Origin of the sequence: Psychrobacter immobilis, assembly GCF_904846185.1 — a bacterium.
In the GTDB taxonomy this organism is placed as follows: domain Bacteria; phylum Pseudomonadota; class Gammaproteobacteria; order Pseudomonadales; family Moraxellaceae; genus Psychrobacter; species Psychrobacter immobilis_B.
The window spans coordinates 1-18,867 of record NZ_CAJGZQ010000001.1; the positions used below are offsets into that span (position 1 = coordinate 1).

Below are 18,867 nucleotides of genomic sequence, written 5' to 3' on the forward strand. Positions count from 1 at the left end.
TCTGAATCAGCAAAAATCCACACAAGTTGTTCTTTAGTTATGCTTTTAAATAGTGCTCAATCACTGTCGTCCAGTAACTGATATATAGGGTAATTCTCTTGCTGTTTAGTCTCAAACCCTTTCAGGTCAAGCTATCTAGCGAGCCGACTATCTTATCATAATGATTTCGATTGTCAAGCTTTTTTATGTTTTGTTTCAGTAAGTTATTCAGGTTTGTTATATGTAATTCACATATAAGCGTTCCTGCTTTGCCTTAATGAGGTGCGTATTATAGAGGGTTTGAATCTTTAGTCAAGGGCTATTTTATCTTAATTCAAATAAATTTGGTGATTAGACTAAACTGGCAGAATGGCGACGCTACTTTTGCTTTAACTGGATGGCAGTGTATGGGGTTTTGAGCAAGGATAGCTTTTTTCCCTTAAAACTGCTTGCCTCTTTTCTATAAATGGCAACTTTACAGTTTGCCTATCTTTTTGAAGAATTCTTTATAAGCAGCGACTTTTTTATTTAAGGCTAAAGGATAGGCACGTGAGGTAGAAGGCAACCTATATAAGGTAAGATTATTTACATCGACTTTTCGATTGTGATCGTTTTGCCATTGATATGGATAATCCATACTTTGATTGGTCTTAGGATACTTGGATTTAGCAGGTGGCTTGGCTAATAAACCAAGCAGCACCTCTGTTGCTTTACCGCCTGTGGTAAATAAGGTTTCAATCTTTGGCACTTGTGGCAATATACTATCTAGGTCAACTGCTGTGACGACCGTTAAGTTTTTATCTGAAGCATTGCCGGTTTCACGAATCGCTTGCTTGACGGTCGGACAAGAAGCAATTCCGCGCTCGAACATAAAGGCGCGAATACGCTCAGGATCAAAGCGCTTCTCATCCCCTACTCTAAAATAATCCACGTCATCAAAAAAAACACTACCATAGATACGCCACATGTCATTGTAAAAGTTTGGATAGTGAAATGGCATTGCCCATTTATCAGCGGTCGGTGGAAAAGTACCCATCATCATTACCGTAGCATTAGGTGGTAAAACGGGAGCGAACGGATGCGTTTCTACCTCTGCTGCTTGGGCTTCAGATAATATCAAGCGATTATCGGTTTGATGCGTATTATTATGGGTGTGATATGGTTGTGTAGTCATAAGATTCTTCATCAGAAAAGCGGTTTTTTTGCTATTATAGCAAGCCTAAACACTGCTTCATTTATTAGGGCGCTATTATAGTCAAACATAGTCGGCTTAAATAAAACCAACCCTGCCATAAATATACTTGGCTTACTTTATTATCAAAGCAGTAAGCTTACTATTTGTGAGATAGATATAAGGTTGAAGTGCAGTAAGTGTTTGTATCTTTTATACTAATGGCAACCGCAGTAACTGCGCAAGCATCAGACCAAAAACCAAGAGAAACCTTATGAGCGACTTAAAAATCACCGTCATTGATCACCCGTTAGTCCGTCATAAACTCAGCCTTATGCGCGAAAAAGACTGTAGCACTTATAAGTTTCGCACGTTGACCAAAGAGCTTGCACGCTTGATGGCATATGAAGCAAGCCGTGATTTTGAAATTGAAACCTTCCCAATGCAAGGCTGGTGCGGTGAAATCACAGGTGAACAAATCATCGGTAAGACCGCAACGATTGTACCGATTTTACGTGCGGGTATTGGTATGCTTGACGGCGTGCTCGATTTGATCCCTACTGCTAAGATTTCTGTCGTCGGTTTACAGCGTGATGAAGAAACCTTACAACCTGTGCCGTTCTTTGAAAAATTTGTCAGCCATATGGACAAACGCCCAGCCCTTATCATTGACCCAATGTTAGCCACTGGCGGATCTATGGTTGCGACCATCGAGATGCTAAAGAAAAATGGCTGTACCAATATTAAAGCATTGGTATTGGTTGCCGCGCCTGAAGGTGTACGTGTGGTCAATGAAGCACATCCTGACGTCACCATTTATACCGCTGCACTAGATAGCCATTTAGATGAACATGGTTATGTTATCCCAGGTTTAGGCGATGCGGGCGATAAAATCTTTGGTAAGCAATTATTCAACAAGTAAGAAAAAAAATGAATCAAAACTAGCTATCGTCGTAACACCCATGACACATGTGCAAAACATCAATGATAAGGATATAAGATGAACGTATTGATTACAGGAGCAAGCGCAGGTTTTGGTAAAGCGCTGGCCGAGCGTTTGGTTGCCAATGGTCATCGCGTAATTGGTTGTGCCAGACGCCTAGATAAGCTGAATGCTTTAGCAGACACTTTAGGCGAAGCATTTTTACCTGTGGTCATGGATGTGAGTGACACGGCTACTATCCCGCAAATCATTGCTGATTTGCCTGACAACTTTAGTCAAATCGATGTCTTGGTCAATAATGCGGGACTGGCACTCGGTACAGAACCTGCGCAAAATGCCAGTCTTGATGATTGGATGCGTATGACTGATACCAATGTGAAAGGGTTGATGGCGCTAACCCATGCAGTCTTGCCAGCGATGGTGGCGCGCGATAGCGGTTATATTATCAACGTTGGTTCAATTGCGGGCAGTTGGCCTTACTTCGGCGGTAACGTCTATGGTGCGACCAAAGCCTTTGTCAAACAGTTTAGCCTAAATCTGCGCGCGGATCTCATCGGTACGCAAGTGCGAGTGACCAACCTTGAACCGGGTAATGTAGCGGGTACTGAGTTTTCAAACGTGCGCTTTTATGGCGATGACGATAAAGCCGCCAAGGTTTACGACGGCTTTAAAACCATGACCGGCGATGATATTGGCGATATTTTATTATGGCTGATTGAATCGCCTGCTCATATTAACGTCAATCGTTTAGAAGTGATGCCAGTTGCGCAAACTTATAACGGGCTGACGATTGCTAAGCAAGATTCTTAAAGGTTTAGCCGAACATTTGGCTCACTAACGTAATTCATAAGACCGAAGCAATATAGATTCCTCTATATTGCTTCTTTTTTTGCCTTTGATATTCATCTCATTAACCAAGCGCAACTCTTGAAAATCCAAAATCAGCACTTCATTACGCAAACGCTCGCTAGTACGTTTATTATGGCGTATCGGAAACCCTAATACTTGCTTACCCCTAATCACTATCTGATTAACAATCATGGTCGGATTATTCATCGTAGCTTTTGCACTTACCTTTTGAGCATTAATGATGACTGTGGCAGGATTAACAGTTGTGCTTAAAACTTTTGTTTGACGCACGCTTTTTGGCAAATCTCCTACAAAAAATAAGATTTGCTCTAATGGTAAATACTGGGCGTGACGCATCAATTCCTGACGAAACAGCGAAGGCATATCAATGTTGAAACTGTCTTCTGTTTGCTGAGAGAACGCCGTAAAATTACGCTGCAAGTAACGCCCAAATACACTGCTATTAATCCAGTCTTGATAAACCTCATTAGCTAGTAATTGCCTAGTAAAAAAATTGGCATCTGGCGTGATATCTGCTATCAGCATTGCCATCAATAGCGCCTGCGGATTGGTAAATGTTTGCTGCTGCCAAAATTGTGGATATAGGCTGCTATCAAGCAATGGTAACGTCAGCTTGCCCATAGACTGATATCCTTATATTTTACTTGCTGACGTTTGATTCGATTGGTCAAAGTCTATGACAAGTCACTACTTTTACCGCTTAACTGCTTTTAACCCTAAACAGCTTTTATGCTATGGTTAATTACCTACTTTAATATAGCAGTCTTTTAGAAATGAGATAAAGACTTTTGCTACGATACATTTTGGCTAAATCGACTTGGTACAATCGTTTAATGAAAACAAGGTACATTGCCTTATGAAGAAAAAATTGATTAACTTGCCTACTAACTACCAGTTGAAAACGATTGATATCACTTTAACTGATGGTACGCTGTTACCTGTATCAGTCATAGGCAGCGGCCAACCTGTAATATTACTGCATGCTTATGGGATGGATACACGTGAGTTTTTACCGTTTATTTTACCCTTGGTTGGCAAGTATGCCTTTTATCTGCCGCATTTGAGAGGGTTTGGCGCCGCAAAAGATATCAAGCTGACCCAATTTGATTTTGTAAGGCAATATGCTGATGATATTAGCGTTGTCATAGAGCAAATTTGCTTAGCGCGCAATATAGAGTCCTTGCCTGTTACCGCTATTTCGATGGGCGCACAAGTGATGTGGGCGTATTTTGAGCGTTATGGCGGCGCGAAAGTCAGCCGTTATTTGAATATTGACCAAAGTCCTGCTATCCATAATCAGCCTGATTGGCAAGGTGGCTTGTTTGGTGCGCGGCAGCAAGAAGTATTCGATATCTTTCACGAAGTAATTGAGAAAACTTTACCTTATGCTGAAATAAAAAGCTTTACCCACCTACCGTTTGCTCTAAAACGCCGTGCAACGGATGTCGAACGACTGTTCTCTCTCTTGTCCGTTAATCGAACGCGCTCGAAAGCGTTTATACAAGTGATGACTTATAAAAATGACCCCAAACTTGCGCTTTACGATCACAGTATTTGGCATCATAAAATGCGCTGCTTACAAGCCTATTTGATACTACCCTATGACTTTCGCGGTGCGATAGAGCGTGTCACTATTCCAGTGGTTAACCTCATCGGTGGTCGCTCCAAACTTTACGATGCTAAGTGGCAGCAAAAAGTCACCCAAATGCTACCTAATGCAACTGAGGTCGTGTTACCGCGCTCAGGTCATGCGATACCAATGGATGAGCCAATTGGGTTTTATAAAGTATTAAAAGGGTTTTTGCAGGACTAGTTGTTCATTTATATAAAAAAAGCGACCCGTTGAGGTCGCTTTTTATTTGAGCAATAAATTTTAAGCATTAATCCGCTAATGCTTTGGTCAGCTCAAATCGCGGCACTTGCTTACCCTCAACTTCAACCGTTTCAGAAAACATAGATAACGGTCGTACCCATACGCCATACTCACCGTATAGACAACGATAAACGACTAGCGACTCTTCCGTTTCTGAATGCTGCGCGGTATGCAAAACTTGATACAGGCTGCCTTTATAATGGCGGTAAATGCCTTGGGGGATGGTTTGAGTCATAGCCATTTTAAGAAACCTTATTCATATCAATATCGTAACCTGATGCTCTCATTTCTCTAACAAGGCTCAACTTCCAACCCTGTGATTCATCTAAAGAAATATAAACTACACCTGATATATCATTTGGTTTTTCAACATTGCCTTTAACAAGTGCAACAACATTCTTCCTACCGATTTTGCCTATCAAAAAACCATGTTCAAAAACGACGTTTTGTCTAGCTCTAGGTTGAAGGTTATCTTGATCACTTTTAGCCGCACCGACATCACATTGAGTATAAAGCACAATAGCAAAACCAACATCCGTATGCTGTTCAATTTTCTCAATGATAGTAGAGCCGGAACTAGCTTGCTCATGCAAAATAGTTGATCTAAAACCTATTGTTTCAACAAATCTTGCTACTTCATACTTAGAGGCATCATCATGCCCGTGAACAATAAAGACTGTTGAGCAGTCTTTTTCAGGCTTTTCTTTCATAGCCCCATTATCTATAGAATCAAGCAATTTAACTTCTTCTATTGTATCTTTCATTACATTCAAAGCTTCTGTATAACCAATTGTCCACTGTTTTTTCCATTCTGACTCATTAAACTCCATCTCTTCGTACCACTCAGAACCGAATTCATTCAAAGCATCATAAGGACTGAAACTAACCCTATTCATCCTTTCAACATAGTATTTACCATTATCTAGATACTTCAATAACAAAACTTCGAACCTTTTAAATAACTTACTTCTGTTTTGGCTATCCTCATATGTCATCTGTTTAAATTCTTGAACAACTGCTTCAAAAGCTTCTACCTTTTGCATCTCAACCCACCATCACTTTCGCATACGCCTTTTTGCCTGCTTGTATAACCACTGTCTGACCAGCCGTTAAGCTAAAGCTCGCATCGACGACTTCGCCATCTACTTTTACCGCGCCACGCTTGATCATGTCTTTCGCAGATGAGCTATTTTTAGCCAATCCAGCTTGGTTGAGTACTTGAGTAATAAATAGCGCCTCAGCACCTTCTAAATCTAGTGTTACTTCTGGTAAATCAACAGGCAGTTCACCATCAGCTAATACGTTACCCGCTGATTTGTGCGCATTAGCAGCCGCATCGGCATCATGGAAACGCTCGATTAATTCTTCAGCAAGAATACGTTTGATTTCTTGTGGATTGCGACCATTTTCCATCTCTGCCATTAACGCTTCGACTTCTTCCATCGGCTTAAAGCTTAAAAACTCAAAGTAGCGACGGATTAAGGTGTCTGGCATCGACAGTAGTTTTTGGTACATGGTGCCCGGTGCATCATAAATGCCGACGTAGTTATTCAGGGATTTAGACATTTTATTGACGCCGTCTAGCCCTTCTAAGATTGGCACGGTGATACACACTTGTGGCTCTTGACCATAACGACCTTGCAGGGTACGTCCCATTAGGATGTTAAAGGTTTGGTCAGTACCACCAAGCTCGACATCCGCTTTTAATGCGATAGAATCATAGCCTTGCACCAATGGGTAGAGAAACTCATGGATAGCAATTGGCGTTTGCGCGGCATAGCGTTTAGAGAAATCATCGCGCTCAAGCATACGCGAGACGGTCAATTGGCTCGAAAGCTGAATCATATCGCCCGCTGACATATCTTTGAACCATTCAGAGTTGAAGACTATCTTGGTTTTTTCTTTATCCAAAATTTTAAAGACTTGCTCAGCATAAGTCTGCGCATTGACTTTGATTTGCTCGTCGGTCAATGGTGGACGGGTGCTGTTCTTACCAGACGGGTCACCAATCTTGGCAGTATAATCACCAATTAGAAAATAAATCTCATGACCCAAATCTTGAAAATGCTTAAGCTTATTAATCAGCACGGTATGACCCAAATGCAGGTCAGGGGCAGTAGGGTCAAAGCCTGCTTTGATACGTAGCGGGCGATTGAGTTTAAGCTTCTTAACTAAATCCTCTTCAGATAGGATTTCTTGCGTGCCGCGTTGGATCAGGGCAAGTTGTTCTTCTAGGGTGTAGGTTTGCGTGGTCATGATGCTCTCTTTATTGTCTTTATTAAAAGGGTAACGCGTTTGGGCTATTTAGAATCTCGTAGCCAGTAAAAGATGTTAGAATTTGAGAGATATACTAGCGTTTTTTAAGGTAAATTGCCATGACCAAGCCCGTATCGATTGACGATATTCAGAATACTCCTGACACAGATTTAAGTTTAGAGATGAGCTTAGATAGCCGTCTAGATAATATTGACGATTTAAATTATGCCACTTTGACCGACGCACTCGAGCAAACGGTGTTTGAAAACTTCGATGATGGCTTATATATTGGCATGATGTCTGGCACCAGCTTAGATGGGATGGATGCGGTTCTTTGTCAGTTTAGTAGTGATAGTAGTGCTGAAACAGATACCCAGCAACCGATGCGACTGTTAGCAACTCATAGCCAAGAGTTTCCGCCGCGTTTGCGTAAAGTGTTATTGGCTTTATGCCAGCCTAATGGTGTTCAAGAATTAGTACCTGCAGAGGGTGAGCCAAACAGCGAATTAGACTGGTTCGGTTGGGCAAGTAAAGAATACGCTGAATTTGCCAGCGAGGTGGTCAATAATTTATTGCAGCAATCGAATACTGATGTAGAGTCGGTGCTAGCGATTGGCTGTCACGGTCAAACGGTACGCCATCGTCCGCAACTGGGCTTTAGCTTGCAATTGGTCGATGCCAATATCATTGCTGAGCGTACTGGCATTAGCGTCGTCAGCGATTTTCGCCGCCGCGATATGGCGGTTGGTGGTCAAGGAGCGCCATTGGTTCCAGCTTTTCATCAAGCGTTATTTGCCACGCCTGATAGCACGCGCGTGCTATTAAATTTAGGCGGTATTGCCAATATCACAGTCTTGCGAGCAAACGATAGTCCTGCGATTGGTTATGATACGGGTCCTGCCAATTTATTACTCGATGCGTGGACAGCATTGCATACTGATAAAGATTATGATGATGGCGGCGCGTGGGCGCAGTCTGGACAAGTGATTGAGCCGCTACTTAATCAGCTAATAGAACATCCGTTTTTTGCGCGAACGTATCCAAAAAGCACTGGGCGTGAAGATTTTAACTTAGCATGGCTACAGGATGAGCTGCAAAAGTTCGATCAGGCATCTGCCCATATTCGCTATTCGTCAGCGGATGTGCAGGCAACGCTCACTGAGCTGACAGCGATGAGTGCCAGTATGCAAATTAATATGTTTATTAATGCTTATGAAAATAGCTCGGTTTACGTCTGTGGTGGCGGTGCATTAAACGATTATTTGATGACTCGCTTGCAGGCGCATCTGCCTCATTGCACAGTAGAGACCACTGCCAGCTTAGGGCTGAATCCTGCTTGGGTCGAAGCCGTCGCCTTTGCATGGCTCGCACGGCAAACACTAATAGGTGAAACGGGTAACTTACCAGCTGTCACTGGCGCGAGTAAAGGCGTGGTTTTGGGTCAGGTTTGTTTCGCCTGACTGGTCAAATTTTAGTTTACACACGTGCACTTATGTGTTTTATAATGAATTCTGAAATACCCTCCTCTTAGGACTCGTAAGTACAGGATATATCGCATGAGCCAACACAGCAGTTCACTTACTGATCAAGCTACCAATGATGCTAGCGCAACAGCAGAGCATCAACCGCGTCAGAAACCACCGCACTATGAGCGTAGCGATGACTTGCGCGTCGTAATTACGGGTATGGGTGCATTGACACCTTTGGGACTCGACGTCGATAGCTCATGGACTAAGCTGCTCAATGGTGATAGCGGCATCGCGCCAATTACACATTTTGATGCTACTGGCTATCGCGCTCAAATTGCTGGCGTGGTCAAAGATTTCGATGCCAAGCAATATATGAATGCCAAAGACGCGCGACGCTATGATGAATTTATTCATTATGGTATTGCTGCCTCTAGTATGGCATTACAGAATGCTGGTTTTATCGATGAAGTAAGTGCTGCTGATGCACCTGTACAAAATGTCAATCAAGAGCGATTCGGCATTATTTTAGGCTCAGGTATTGGTGGTATCCAAACCATTGAAAACAGTCGCGATACGCTACGAGAGAAAGGCGCTATGAAAGTTTCGCCCTTTATCATTCCTGGCTCTATTGTGAATATGGCAGCAGGCTTAGTGGCGATTAAACATACCTTAAAAGGTCCCAACCTTGCGACATCGACGGCTTGTACCACCGCTACCCATGCGATGGGTCTCGCTGCACGTTTGATTGCTTATGGTGACGCCGATGTCATGCTAGCAGGTGGAAGTGAAAAAGGCTCCAGCCCGCTTGGCATATCAGGTTTTGGTGCCATGCATGCCCTCTCAACTCGCAATGACGAACCGACCAAGGCGTCGCGTCCCTTTGACAAAGACCGTGATGGCTTTGTGCTCGGTGATGGCGCGGGTATGGTGGTGCTAGAAAGCCTCGCTCATGCCAAAGCACGCGGTGCAACCATACTGGCTGAACTGGTCGGCTTTGGGATGAGTGATGATGCCAGTCACATCACAGCACCGCCTGAAGATGGCAGCGGTGCGGCACGAGCGATGCGTAATGCCCTAAATGATGCAGGCATTGAGCCATCGAGTGTTGGTTATGTCAATGCTCATGGCACCAGCACCCCTGCGGGTGATGTCGCTGAATCGATTGCTATTGAAACCGTTTTTGCCCCAATTAAAGACCGCATTTTGGTCAGCTCAACCAAATCGATGACGGGGCATTTGCTTGGTGCCGCGGGTGCTGTTGAAGCCATATTCACCGTCCTTGCCCTACAGCATCAGCATGTGCCACCCACCATTAATTTGGACAATGTGGAAGACAACTGTAACCTCGACTATGTCGCCAACCAATCGCGTAAAGTTGAAAACCTACACTATGCCGTATCCAATAGCTTTGGCTTTGGTGGTACCAATGGTTCGTTAGTATTTGCGCGCTGGCCCGTGAATCACTAAGGTATAAAACTCACCATATCGGTCGTTGTAACCTTGGTGTCAGATTTGCTACGTTTGTCCACTTGCAGCCCCTTATCGTATTTGCGTATGATAAGGGGTAATTTTTGGAACATTTATGGACGATACCATGTCAAGCTACTCATTTTCCCATCAGTTTTACCAGCGCTGGACGTGTGCGCCTGAGCCTATTCGCGCAGCTATTACCCAAGAGCTAAAAGACATCACCACCTTATTGCAAAACGATACCCCGTTTGAAAGCTTTGTCTTTAATACTCATGATTTGGATACCCACATCGATGAGCTCTACGAAAACCATGAAGCGGAGCAAGCCATCGCTAAAGCCATTACTGACAAAAAAGCCGAAGAGCAAGCGACCGCAGAAAAACAGCAGCGAGAAGAACAACAAAAAGTAAAAGCGGCAGAGGATGCTAGATTAAAAGAAAGTGCTAGATTAAAAGAAGCAGCAGATACCGCGCAAAAAGAACAACAGAAAACTGAGCAAATAGCCGCTGAGAAGAAGAATATTGCTGATAAAACGACTGCTATGAATACCAATGATGCGAGTGATTCAGAATCGCTCAGCATTGATAACACGGTTGAAAAAAACCAAAATGTTGAAAAATCGGCTGCGACGCAATCTAATACTGATGATAACCTTGTTACCAGCTCTGAGAACAAAACCATCAGTGAACATGCTAATGTCACTCATGACAAGCATATCAATGACGATCACAGTATAAAAGCGGTCAATGACAAAGCCAGTGCCGCCATCAAACTGGTACTGAAAGATGCGAAACTGAGTACCACGCATCAAGAGATGATCCGTGAGTTGGAAATGCAAATTGATGACTATCTCAGTGAGCAAATGATGCTGATGTCTGAGAATTTAAAATCTTGGTTACGTGCTGAAGTGACTCAAAATCTAAGCGAAGATGAAGCAGGAACTGACAAAGAGTCTAAAAAAAGCTAAACGCTGCGTCCTACGCATTACCCTTTAGCAATAAATCTTCAGTAATAAATTCCTAGTACTAAAAAACCCCCGTAAACTTTACGGGGGTTTTTTCATTTTAGATTCGTCGATATGAGCGTTTACTTTAGATAGCCTTAGTACGCTCAGTCAGCCAGTCAAGTGCCGCACCTTCAACGCGGTCTTTTAGCTCTGCATAGACTTGGCTATGATAATTATTCAACCAATCAATTTCGATTTGAGTCAATAATGACGACTCAATTAAACGGGTGTCAATTGGGCAATAAGTGACGGTCTCAAAATTAAGAAAATCGCCAAATTCCGTCTCTATTGGTTGGGCAACGCGTTTATTGACCATCAGGTTTTCAATACGGATACCGTATTTGCCTTCACGGTATAGACCTGGCTCATTACTTGAGATCATACCCTCTTTCATCGCACGCTCTTTCGGCATACTGGCACTATAAGCAATCACTTGTGGGCCTTCATGGACGTTCAAGAAATAACCAACGCCATGACCAGTACCGTGACCATAATCCATCTGTGCCTGCCATAATGGTGCACGGCATATCGCATCGATGAGTGGTGAAGCGATACCATCAGGGAAATGCGCTTTTGCTAAGGCAATATGGGCTTTGAGTACGGTGGTAAAGTCACGTTTTTGTTCGCTGCTTACCTGTCCAATACCGACCACACGCGTGATATCAGTCGTGCCGTTTTGATACTGAGCGCCTGAGTCAATGAGCAATAAACCACCTTCACCTTCATTGACATCAAGGTAGCTGAATTTTTCTGGCGTTGCGCGATAATGTGGCAGCGCACCATTTTCATTAAAGCCTGCGATAGTCGGGAAACTGGGCGATACATAATGTGGCTGCTGACTGCGCACGTCGATGAGCATACTATCAACGTCCAGCTCGCTTAAACGCTCACCGTTTGCTAAACGCTGCTCAAATGCGGCAAAAAACTCACTTAATGCCGCGCCATCTTGACGCATGGCTTCACGCACATGGTCGATATCAGCGTCAGATTTAACCGATTTTAGCAACGTACTTGGCGCCATTTGCTCAATAAAACCTATGCCATCGCCCATTTTAGATAACGTACCCACTGCCACTTTACTTGGGTCTAATAGCAATAAGTCATCAGCAGTCAATGTGCCCAACGCATCTTGCACAGCGTCATAATCAGCAAGGGTGATACCGCTGTCTTTTAAGCTTTGTGCTATCTCGCTACTGACTTTATTATTATCGATAAACAATGTCGCGTCATTTTCGCTAATGAGCATATGTGCCAAAAACACAGGGTTATAATCAACATCAGCGCCACGTAAATTGGTCAACCAAGCAATATCGTCTAAGCTTGAAAGCAAGTGATGGGTTGCGCCTGCCTCAGCCATACCTGCGCGCACAGCGGCAAGTTTTGAGGTAGCAGACTGCGCGACAAACTGCGCATCGTGTTGATATAGACTGGCGGTTGGTAGCGCTGGACGATCGCTCCATATTTCTGTCAATACGTCACGCTCAGTGATTAACGTAATATCATTGGCATCAAAGGCATTTAACAATCTATCTTGCTCAGAGATAGACAATACATTGCCGTCGACTGCCACGCTATCACCCTCAGCCAAATGCTCGGCGAGCCAATCAATATGATTTGGCTGACCCGGTGCAAGCTTCTCTAGGCTAATACCGGTACCTTCTAATTGGTCAGCGGCATGTACCCAATAGCGGCTGTCCGTCCATAATCCAGCAAAATCAGCGGTAACAACGAGCGTACCGACTGAGCCTGTGAATCCTGATAACCATAAGCGCGCTTGCCAATATTCTGGCAGGTACTCAGATAAATGCGGATCAGCAGACGGTACGATAATCGCGGTTAGATCTTGCGCGACCAACGCCTGACGTAGGCTGTCGATACGATCGTGGATGCTTTGTTTATTCATAAAAGGTGTCCTTATTGATTTTAAAAAATAAGATTTGGAAAAATCATATTGTGAGGCGACTATGGATAGTCGTCTTATTTGAGCGAGTAAACTGTTTTAAGCGTTAGTTATTCATCATTCATTGAATGCTCAGCATCTAAACCTGCGTAAGACGCTCAATGTCTTAAAAATTAAAATGTTGTCAATGACCAGATAGATAAGGCTAACTACTGTTAAGAGCCTAATAGCATTACAGCAGAGCATCATTAGATGTTTGGGCGGAAAGCGAACTTTCAATAGCGTGGGGGCAATAACTTACTAAGTGTCACCATAAAACGTGCTACCAATCATGGTAACACGTCTCGCCATCTAACATTTTTGCTGGTATTGATATTGACCCTAAATCCGTTAACCGTGTGTCTGAATTAGCGCAGCGTATCTGCACGCTCGCTTTTTTGCAGCATATTATTGATCGGTTTGGCTAATGCCAATAAGACAACGGCTGTGACCACCAAAAAGATTGTCATCATCGTAAATAAGCCCGGCAACCCTTCGATCTTATCCGCTGATACTTGACCACCAAAGAACGCAGCAACCAAATTACCTAAAGCAAGAGAAGCAAAGAAAAGCCCCATCATCTGACCTTGCATGCCTTTTGGCGCAAGCTTAGTCATTGCAGACAGACCAACAGGACTGAGCGCCAACTCACCAAGGGTCAGCAATAATAAACTACCCACTAACCATAAAGGTGAAGCCAATCCACCATCGCTAGTCAAAATGCTTTTTGAGGCAAATATCATCAAAGCAAAGCCTGCAGCGGCAAACAACATACCAAGCGCAAACTTTACCATACTATTTGGCTCAAGACCTCGATTGGCAAGCTTGACCCAGACAATGCTGATGATCGGTGCTAATATTAAAATAAATAAGGGATTAAGCGACTGGAACCAAATACTAGGCACTTCAAAGCCTAAAACATTCAGGTCTGTATAGCGATCAGCGAACAGGTTAAAAGACGTTGGCTGCTGCTCAAAGCTTGACCAAAATAGCGTCGAGCCGATGATTAAGATAAAACAAATTAACAAACGCAGCTTGTCAGTTTTGTCCAATCGCGGTGAAATAAACATGACAGCAAAGTATAATATGACGACTGCTGCAATGAGGTAAGTCATATACTGAGCAACCATTTCAGGGTTAAATGGCATAACACCAGTCGACACTAAGACAGTAATGGCAGCAAGTAGCGCGAGAAACCCGCCAACCCAGCGACCTACATTTTTGAAACGTCCAGTCGTTTGTTCCCATTCAGGCGTAATGTTTTTGGCACGAGCATAACGATTTAAGGTTTTTTTAGCTGAAAAACGATAAATCAATAGTGAAGCTAACATGCCAAGACCACCGACACCAAAGCCTACATGCCACATCCCTTTTTCTTTAAATACGCCAACGATAAGGGCAGCCAGTAGCGCACCAATATTGATACCCATATAAAATAGAGTAAAGCCACTATCACGGCGTGCATCGCCTTTGGGGTACAACGTTCCGACCATCACAGAGATACAGGTTTTAAATAAGCCTGAACCGAGAACGATACACATCAAACCCACAAAAAACAGCGTCATCCCAAGCATAGCGGATAGTGCGATACACAAATGACCAAGGGCGATAATAATACTACCCCACCAGAGTGCACGCTCTTGACCGAGCCAATTATCAGCCAACCAGCCACCCGGTACTGCCGCTAAATATAACGAACCAGCAAAAATACCATAGATAGCAGAAGCTGTGACCTCATCGAAACCAAAACCGCCACTACCGACGGTCGCTACCATAAATAATACTAATAGTGGACGGATACTATAATAAGAGAATCGCTCCCACATTTCTGTGAAAAACAATGGACGTAGCGGCTTAGGGTGCCCCATAAATCCATTATCTAGTGCTGCCAATTCAGCAGCACTAGCCTCTGACTTTGATTCTGTACTCATAACTTTATTCCTTTAAAGACCACTGTATTAACGACCAAATATATAATTATCCCGACAAGCGGTCATATAGGCGCATCATTGTTTCACTTGGATATAATCAAGTAAAGAAATAATTGGTCAATAATTACACAAATACCCACAAAAAAGCCCGCTATCATTGGCTGAAAGCGGGCTTTTATTTTTAGCATCAATGGCATTGATGACGATGCTGTTGTGCTTATGGTATTACAATAATATTGCCATAATACTTAGTTTTTGAGCAAAAACACTTAGGCTTTAAGCGAAAATACTTGGACTTTAAGCGAAGCGGTTTGTCGAGCCATACTTTAAAAAGGTAGCATCGACTTACGTATATTACTGTGCGGCTACCGCTTCATCAGTGGTATCACCCGCTTCCAAATCACCGTCTGCTTGCTCAGCCGTTAGATCAGCATCTGCAACCGCAGTTTGACTAACTGTACCAGAAGCAGTTGCAGTACCAGCTTCTGCGGTAACCACAGCGCTATCAGTATCGGTCGCTGGGGTGACGCTTGAATCTGCAGCAGTATCAGTCGCTGTAGCATCCGCAGCTACAGGTGCTGTTTCAGCTGGCGCAGTGTCTTCAGCAGCAATCGCTTCTGCTTCATCAGCTGCCGCTGACGTTTCGGTCGTCTCAGCAGTAATGTGCTCGCCTGCTGGACGCAAAAATCCAGAAATACCAATAAGTAAGACGATACCTAAAAATAAGGCAACACCGCCTAAAGCAAATAAGAACTCTTTCTTAGGGTTGTTTTCGACAATATGTTCTGACATACCTTATCCACCTTGCACAAAATATTTAAAATATTGGTCTATTATATCGCAATTCGTACCGATTTGTTAAAACCCTTAAGTATTTAAAGGATTTATTATCAACAAACTTTGCCACTCGCTTTTGTGGTTAATTCTCTTAACTCATTCGAGCGATTCATTATCACTGGTAATAATAGCCAGTTATTTTAGCGACTTACCCAAATGCGGTTGCGGCATCCCACGCTTACCAAAGTAGCTCAAGACAAATAACAGCGTAATGATAAAGAGAATCGGATAATTACCGAAGCTCATAAAAGGTGTATTACCAACCCGCGCCTGAACATCACCGCGCAATACGGTGCGCTCAAACTGCGGTGCACGCTCGACGATACGACCTTTATGATCGATGATCGCTGTCACGCCCGTATTGGTCGCGCGCATAAACCAACGCCCATTCTCTAGCGCGCGCATCTGCACCATTTGCAGATGTTGCAATGGACCTGCCGACGTACCAAACCAAGCATCGTTTGAGATGGTCAATAAGAAGTCCGTGCCAATCGCGTTTTTACGAGTGGTATCAGGGTAAGCCACTTCATAACAGACTGCTGAGCCCAAATTATGACCACGTACACGCAGCGGTGATTGGTTGTCACTACCACGACTATAGCTCATGATTTCTTGACTACCAGCAAGGTTTGGCAAGATATCTAACATGCCTTCGAAGGGAATATATTCACCAAATGGTACCAGGCGCTGCTTTTTATACATGCCCTCAGCGTCACTACCTAGCGCAACCACGCTATTATAAAATGGCGGATATTTATCCGTTTTTGGGTCAAAGTTTTCTAAATCTCTATAAGGAATACCTGTTACCCATGTGGTATCTGTTTCTTTGGCCATTTTAACCATTTCACTGATAAAGCCAATCGCTTCATCTTGAAACATAGGAATCGAGGATTCTGGCCATAAGACGATATCGCGATCCCACTCAGTACTGGTCAGAGTTGCATAAATTTTCAGGGTTTCTATTTGATATTCGGTGAGCCATTTTAAATCTTGTGGAATATTACCTTGGATTAAGGACACGGACAAATCAGGCGTACCTTTTGGTTTCGTCCATTGCGGATTAATCAACCATAACGCGCTGCTAATTACCAACAATGCTATCGACGGAATCATATAGCCGCCACGGCGACGCAATAGCTCAACCAAACTGGCTGCCAATAATACCGCCACAAAAGACACTGCAAAGACGCCAGCGACTGGTGCTAATGACGATAACCAATACTGCTCCGTAAAGGCATAACCGACAAACAACCACGGGAATCCAGTGAACAGCCACGTTTTCAACCACTCTTGGAGTATCCATAGCGCCGCAAACGACAACGGCTGACGACCGACTATACGGTTGAAAACCAACGCCAAAAAGCCATGGAATAACCCCATGCCCAGACCCATCAGCGCAATCATAATCAGCGCAAGCCATGCTGGCGTATCGCCATAGACATGAATAGAGGTGTATAACCAAAATGCACCAACGCACCAAAGTCCCGTACCATAAGCCTGACCGATAAGAAAAGCACGCTTGCCACTCATATCAGGCATCAGTAAGGCATATAAAATAGCAGGCGACACTAGCGCCAGTGGCCAAATGCCATAAGGCGCCAGTGCAAATATAAACACCGCACCTGCCAACAACGCAATCAATACCGTCAGCGCTATAGGCAAACCCTTGGGCTTATCAGGGTTCAGGCGTTTTTGTAAATCAACAGTAGACAGGCGCATAGCAGTTATCCAAAACCATATTTTTCAAAATTTTAAGCGTCAACATTCAGATGAAAACCAAGCTGAAGCAGACCGTATTGTGTTTTGTACAGCATCTAAAAGTTAAACCCGCCCATGATACCAGTCTCAACCCATTAATAGGTAACATTGCGTAGCAAATACCCAATAGCAAACACAAAAAAAACACGACCGCAATCGTGTTTTTTTGAGTATATCAAACAATGTTTAGGTCGCTATCGACACATCAATGACTGCCTATCAATATTTGCTGATCAGGATTGATTTTGGTGAGCTCAAGATTTTGGATAAAACGCCCTTCAACATCAGTAATAGTGATTTTCCAATCATCTATCACCACGCTTTCACCTTCCAAATCACCCACATAACCAAGCGCCTGCATGACTAGACCACCCATGGTATCGACATCCGTATCATCAAAATGACTGCCAAGCTCATCATTACAATCTTCAATCACGGTAGACGCTTGCACACGCCACGTATTTGGCTTTTCAGGATCAGCAACAATATTGTTGATATCACTGTCTTCATCGAAGTCATCATGCTCATCGACGATGTCACCGACGATCTCTTCAAGCAAGTCTTCCATGGTAACGACACCGCCAAAGTTGCCGAATTCGTCGACCACAATCGCCATATGTACTTGGGTACGCTGCAATGAGCGTAACAAGGTATCAGAACGTGCCGTCTCACTAATATATAGCGGCTGACGTACCAGATCTCTCAAACGTTTGCTATCGATTTTATCTTCTTGATCGCGCACCATATGCACAAGAATAGGAATCAAATCTTTGGCCAATAAAATGCCAATGACGGCATCATCATCTTGACTGTCAAAGACAGGATAGCGCGAATGGGTGGTCTCAAGGATGATATCCATCACCTCAGCAAGACTGGTGCTTTCGTGCAGCCCAACCACTTGCGGACGCGGAGTCATGATTTCGCGCACTTGTGTCGCAGGCAGATCCAGCACGCCTTCTAACATATCGACGGTATCAGGCTCTAAGAACTGGCGCGAGTCTTGTACCAGACGAATCAATTCGTCACGGGTTTCGGGGGCGGTCGATAGCCAGCGTTTTAAGCCGCGCATCGACCAACTACTCGGGCTGGGAGTGTCGTCAGACATGGTGATGTGATTTAACCTCTTTAGTTAATAACAATTAAAGTAATACGTAAAAACAATAATACGTAATAACAGACGTAGATGGGGATGAATACAGCAAATAAAACAGATCTTTGATTATTAAATTATAAATGGAGCAGATCAAAGTAGCTTCACTTTAGCGCAAGGCTCACCGACATTCAACGATAAATTCACTCAAATTGTATTGTCAGTACGTTATAAACTTTGCTATGGTCAAAGCCTTCACACACCAAAACACACCC

Annotated in this window: 16 protein-coding genes; 6 read left to right on the forward strand and 10 right to left on the reverse strand. The window is 43.6% G+C overall.

Annotated elements, in window-relative coordinates; all coding sequences use genetic code 11:
* Positions 1–454 precede the first annotated feature (454 nt).
* Complete coding sequence (locus JMW94_RS00005; protein ID WP_227685358.1) at positions 455–1,153, reverse strand: DNA glycosylase; 699 nt, start codon at positions 1,151–1,153, stop codon at positions 455–457.
* Positions 1,154–1,424: 271 nt separating this feature from the next.
* Between JMW94_RS00005 and upp the strand changes: the two genes are divergently transcribed.
* Together upp and JMW94_RS00015 are read left to right on the forward strand one after the other, a co-directional pair.
* Positions 1,425–2,072: a uracil phosphoribosyltransferase gene (upp, locus tag JMW94_RS00010; protein WP_201599571.1), complete on the forward strand. Its 648-nt coding sequence runs from the start codon at positions 1,425–1,427 to the stop codon at positions 2,070–2,072.
* Positions 2,073–2,150: 78 nt separating this feature from the next.
* Positions 2,151–2,903 carry an SDR family NAD(P)-dependent oxidoreductase gene (locus JMW94_RS00015; protein WP_201599572.1) on the forward strand — a complete coding sequence of 251 codons (753 nt, stop codon included), beginning with the start codon at positions 2,151–2,153 and terminating at the stop codon, positions 2,901–2,903.
* Between the two features lie 24 nt (positions 2,904–2,927).
* Here JMW94_RS00015 and JMW94_RS00020 read toward each other — a convergent pair whose 3' ends face one another.
* Positions 2,928–3,584 (reverse strand): hypothetical protein, encoded by a 657-nt coding sequence (locus JMW94_RS00020; protein WP_201599573.1) that lies wholly within the window; start codon positions 3,582–3,584, stop codon positions 2,928–2,930.
* A gap of 235 nt (positions 3,585–3,819) precedes the next feature.
* On the opposite strand from JMW94_RS00020, the gene JMW94_RS00025 reads away from it, so the two are divergent.
* On the forward strand, positions 3,820–4,776 hold the full coding sequence (locus JMW94_RS00025) for an alpha/beta fold hydrolase (RefSeq protein WP_201599575.1): 957 nt from the start codon (positions 3,820–3,822) through the stop codon (positions 4,774–4,776).
* Positions 4,777–4,843: 67 nt separating this feature from the next.
* Here JMW94_RS00025 and JMW94_RS00030 read toward each other — a convergent pair whose 3' ends face one another.
* From JMW94_RS00030 to tyrS, 3 genes are read right to left on the reverse strand one after another with little or no spacing between them, the layout of a single operon-like run.
* Positions 4,844–5,071, reverse strand: coding sequence for a DUF1653 domain-containing protein (locus JMW94_RS00030; protein ID WP_045446001.1), 228 nt, complete (start codon positions 5,069–5,071; stop codon positions 4,844–4,846).
* Between the two features lie 7 nt (positions 5,072–5,078).
* On the reverse strand, positions 5,079–5,879 hold the full coding sequence (locus JMW94_RS00035; RefSeq protein ID WP_201599577.1) for a TIR domain-containing protein: 801 nt from the start codon (positions 5,877–5,879) through the stop codon (positions 5,079–5,081).
* Position 5,880: 1 nt separating this feature from the next.
* A complete protein-coding gene (gene tyrS / locus JMW94_RS00040) occupies positions 5,881–7,092 on the reverse strand; it encodes a tyrosine--tRNA ligase (protein WP_201560915.1) in 1,212 nt (403 codons plus the stop codon).
* 119 nt (positions 7,093–7,211) lie between these two features.
* Here tyrS and JMW94_RS00045 point away from each other — a divergent pair, with 119 nt between their 5' ends.
* The 3 genes from JMW94_RS00045 (at position 7,212) to JMW94_RS00055 (ending at position 10,998) form a co-directional block, all read left to right on the forward strand.
* The gene (locus JMW94_RS00045) at positions 7,212–8,552 is read left to right on the forward strand and encodes an anhydro-N-acetylmuramic acid kinase (RefSeq protein WP_201599579.1); all 1,341 of its coding nucleotides are present in this window, start codon (positions 7,212–7,214) and stop codon (positions 8,550–8,552) included.
* A 225-nt stretch (positions 8,553–8,777) separates the two neighbouring features.
* On the forward strand, positions 8,778–10,028 hold the full coding sequence (gene fabF, locus JMW94_RS00050) for a beta-ketoacyl-ACP synthase II (RefSeq protein WP_413786173.1): 1,251 nt from the start codon (positions 8,778–8,780) through the stop codon (positions 10,026–10,028).
* Between the two features lie 115 nt (positions 10,029–10,143).
* The gene (locus tag JMW94_RS00055) at positions 10,144–10,998 is read left to right on the forward strand and encodes a hypothetical protein (RefSeq protein ID WP_201599583.1); all 855 of its coding nucleotides are present in this window, start codon (positions 10,144–10,146) and stop codon (positions 10,996–10,998) included.
* Positions 10,999–11,122: 124 nt separating this feature from the next.
* Here the strand turns inward: JMW94_RS00055 and JMW94_RS00060 are convergent, their stop codons facing one another.
* From JMW94_RS00060 to JMW94_RS00080, 5 genes are all read right to left on the reverse strand, one after another.
* Positions 11,123–12,940 (reverse strand): aminopeptidase P family protein, encoded by a 1,818-nt coding sequence (locus JMW94_RS00060; protein ID WP_201599586.1) that lies wholly within the window; start codon positions 12,938–12,940, stop codon positions 11,123–11,125.
* Between the two features lie 404 nt (positions 12,941–13,344).
* Complete coding sequence (locus JMW94_RS00065; RefSeq protein WP_201599588.1) at positions 13,345–14,907, reverse strand: peptide MFS transporter; 1,563 nt, start codon at positions 14,905–14,907, stop codon at positions 13,345–13,347.
* 354 nt (positions 14,908–15,261) lie between these two features.
* Complete coding sequence (locus tag JMW94_RS00070; RefSeq protein WP_201599590.1) at positions 15,262–15,699, reverse strand: hypothetical protein; 438 nt, start codon at positions 15,697–15,699, stop codon at positions 15,262–15,264.
* A 180-nt stretch (positions 15,700–15,879) separates the two neighbouring features.
* On the reverse strand, positions 15,880–17,463 hold the full coding sequence (lnt, locus tag JMW94_RS00075) for an apolipoprotein N-acyltransferase (RefSeq protein ID WP_201599592.1): 1,584 nt from the start codon (positions 17,461–17,463) through the stop codon (positions 15,880–15,882).
* Between the two features lie 244 nt (positions 17,464–17,707).
* On the reverse strand, positions 17,708–18,607 hold the full coding sequence (locus tag JMW94_RS00080) for a CBS domain-containing protein (RefSeq protein ID WP_045445952.1): 900 nt from the start codon (positions 18,605–18,607) through the stop codon (positions 17,708–17,710).
* Positions 18,608–18,867: the final 260 nt, after the last annotated feature.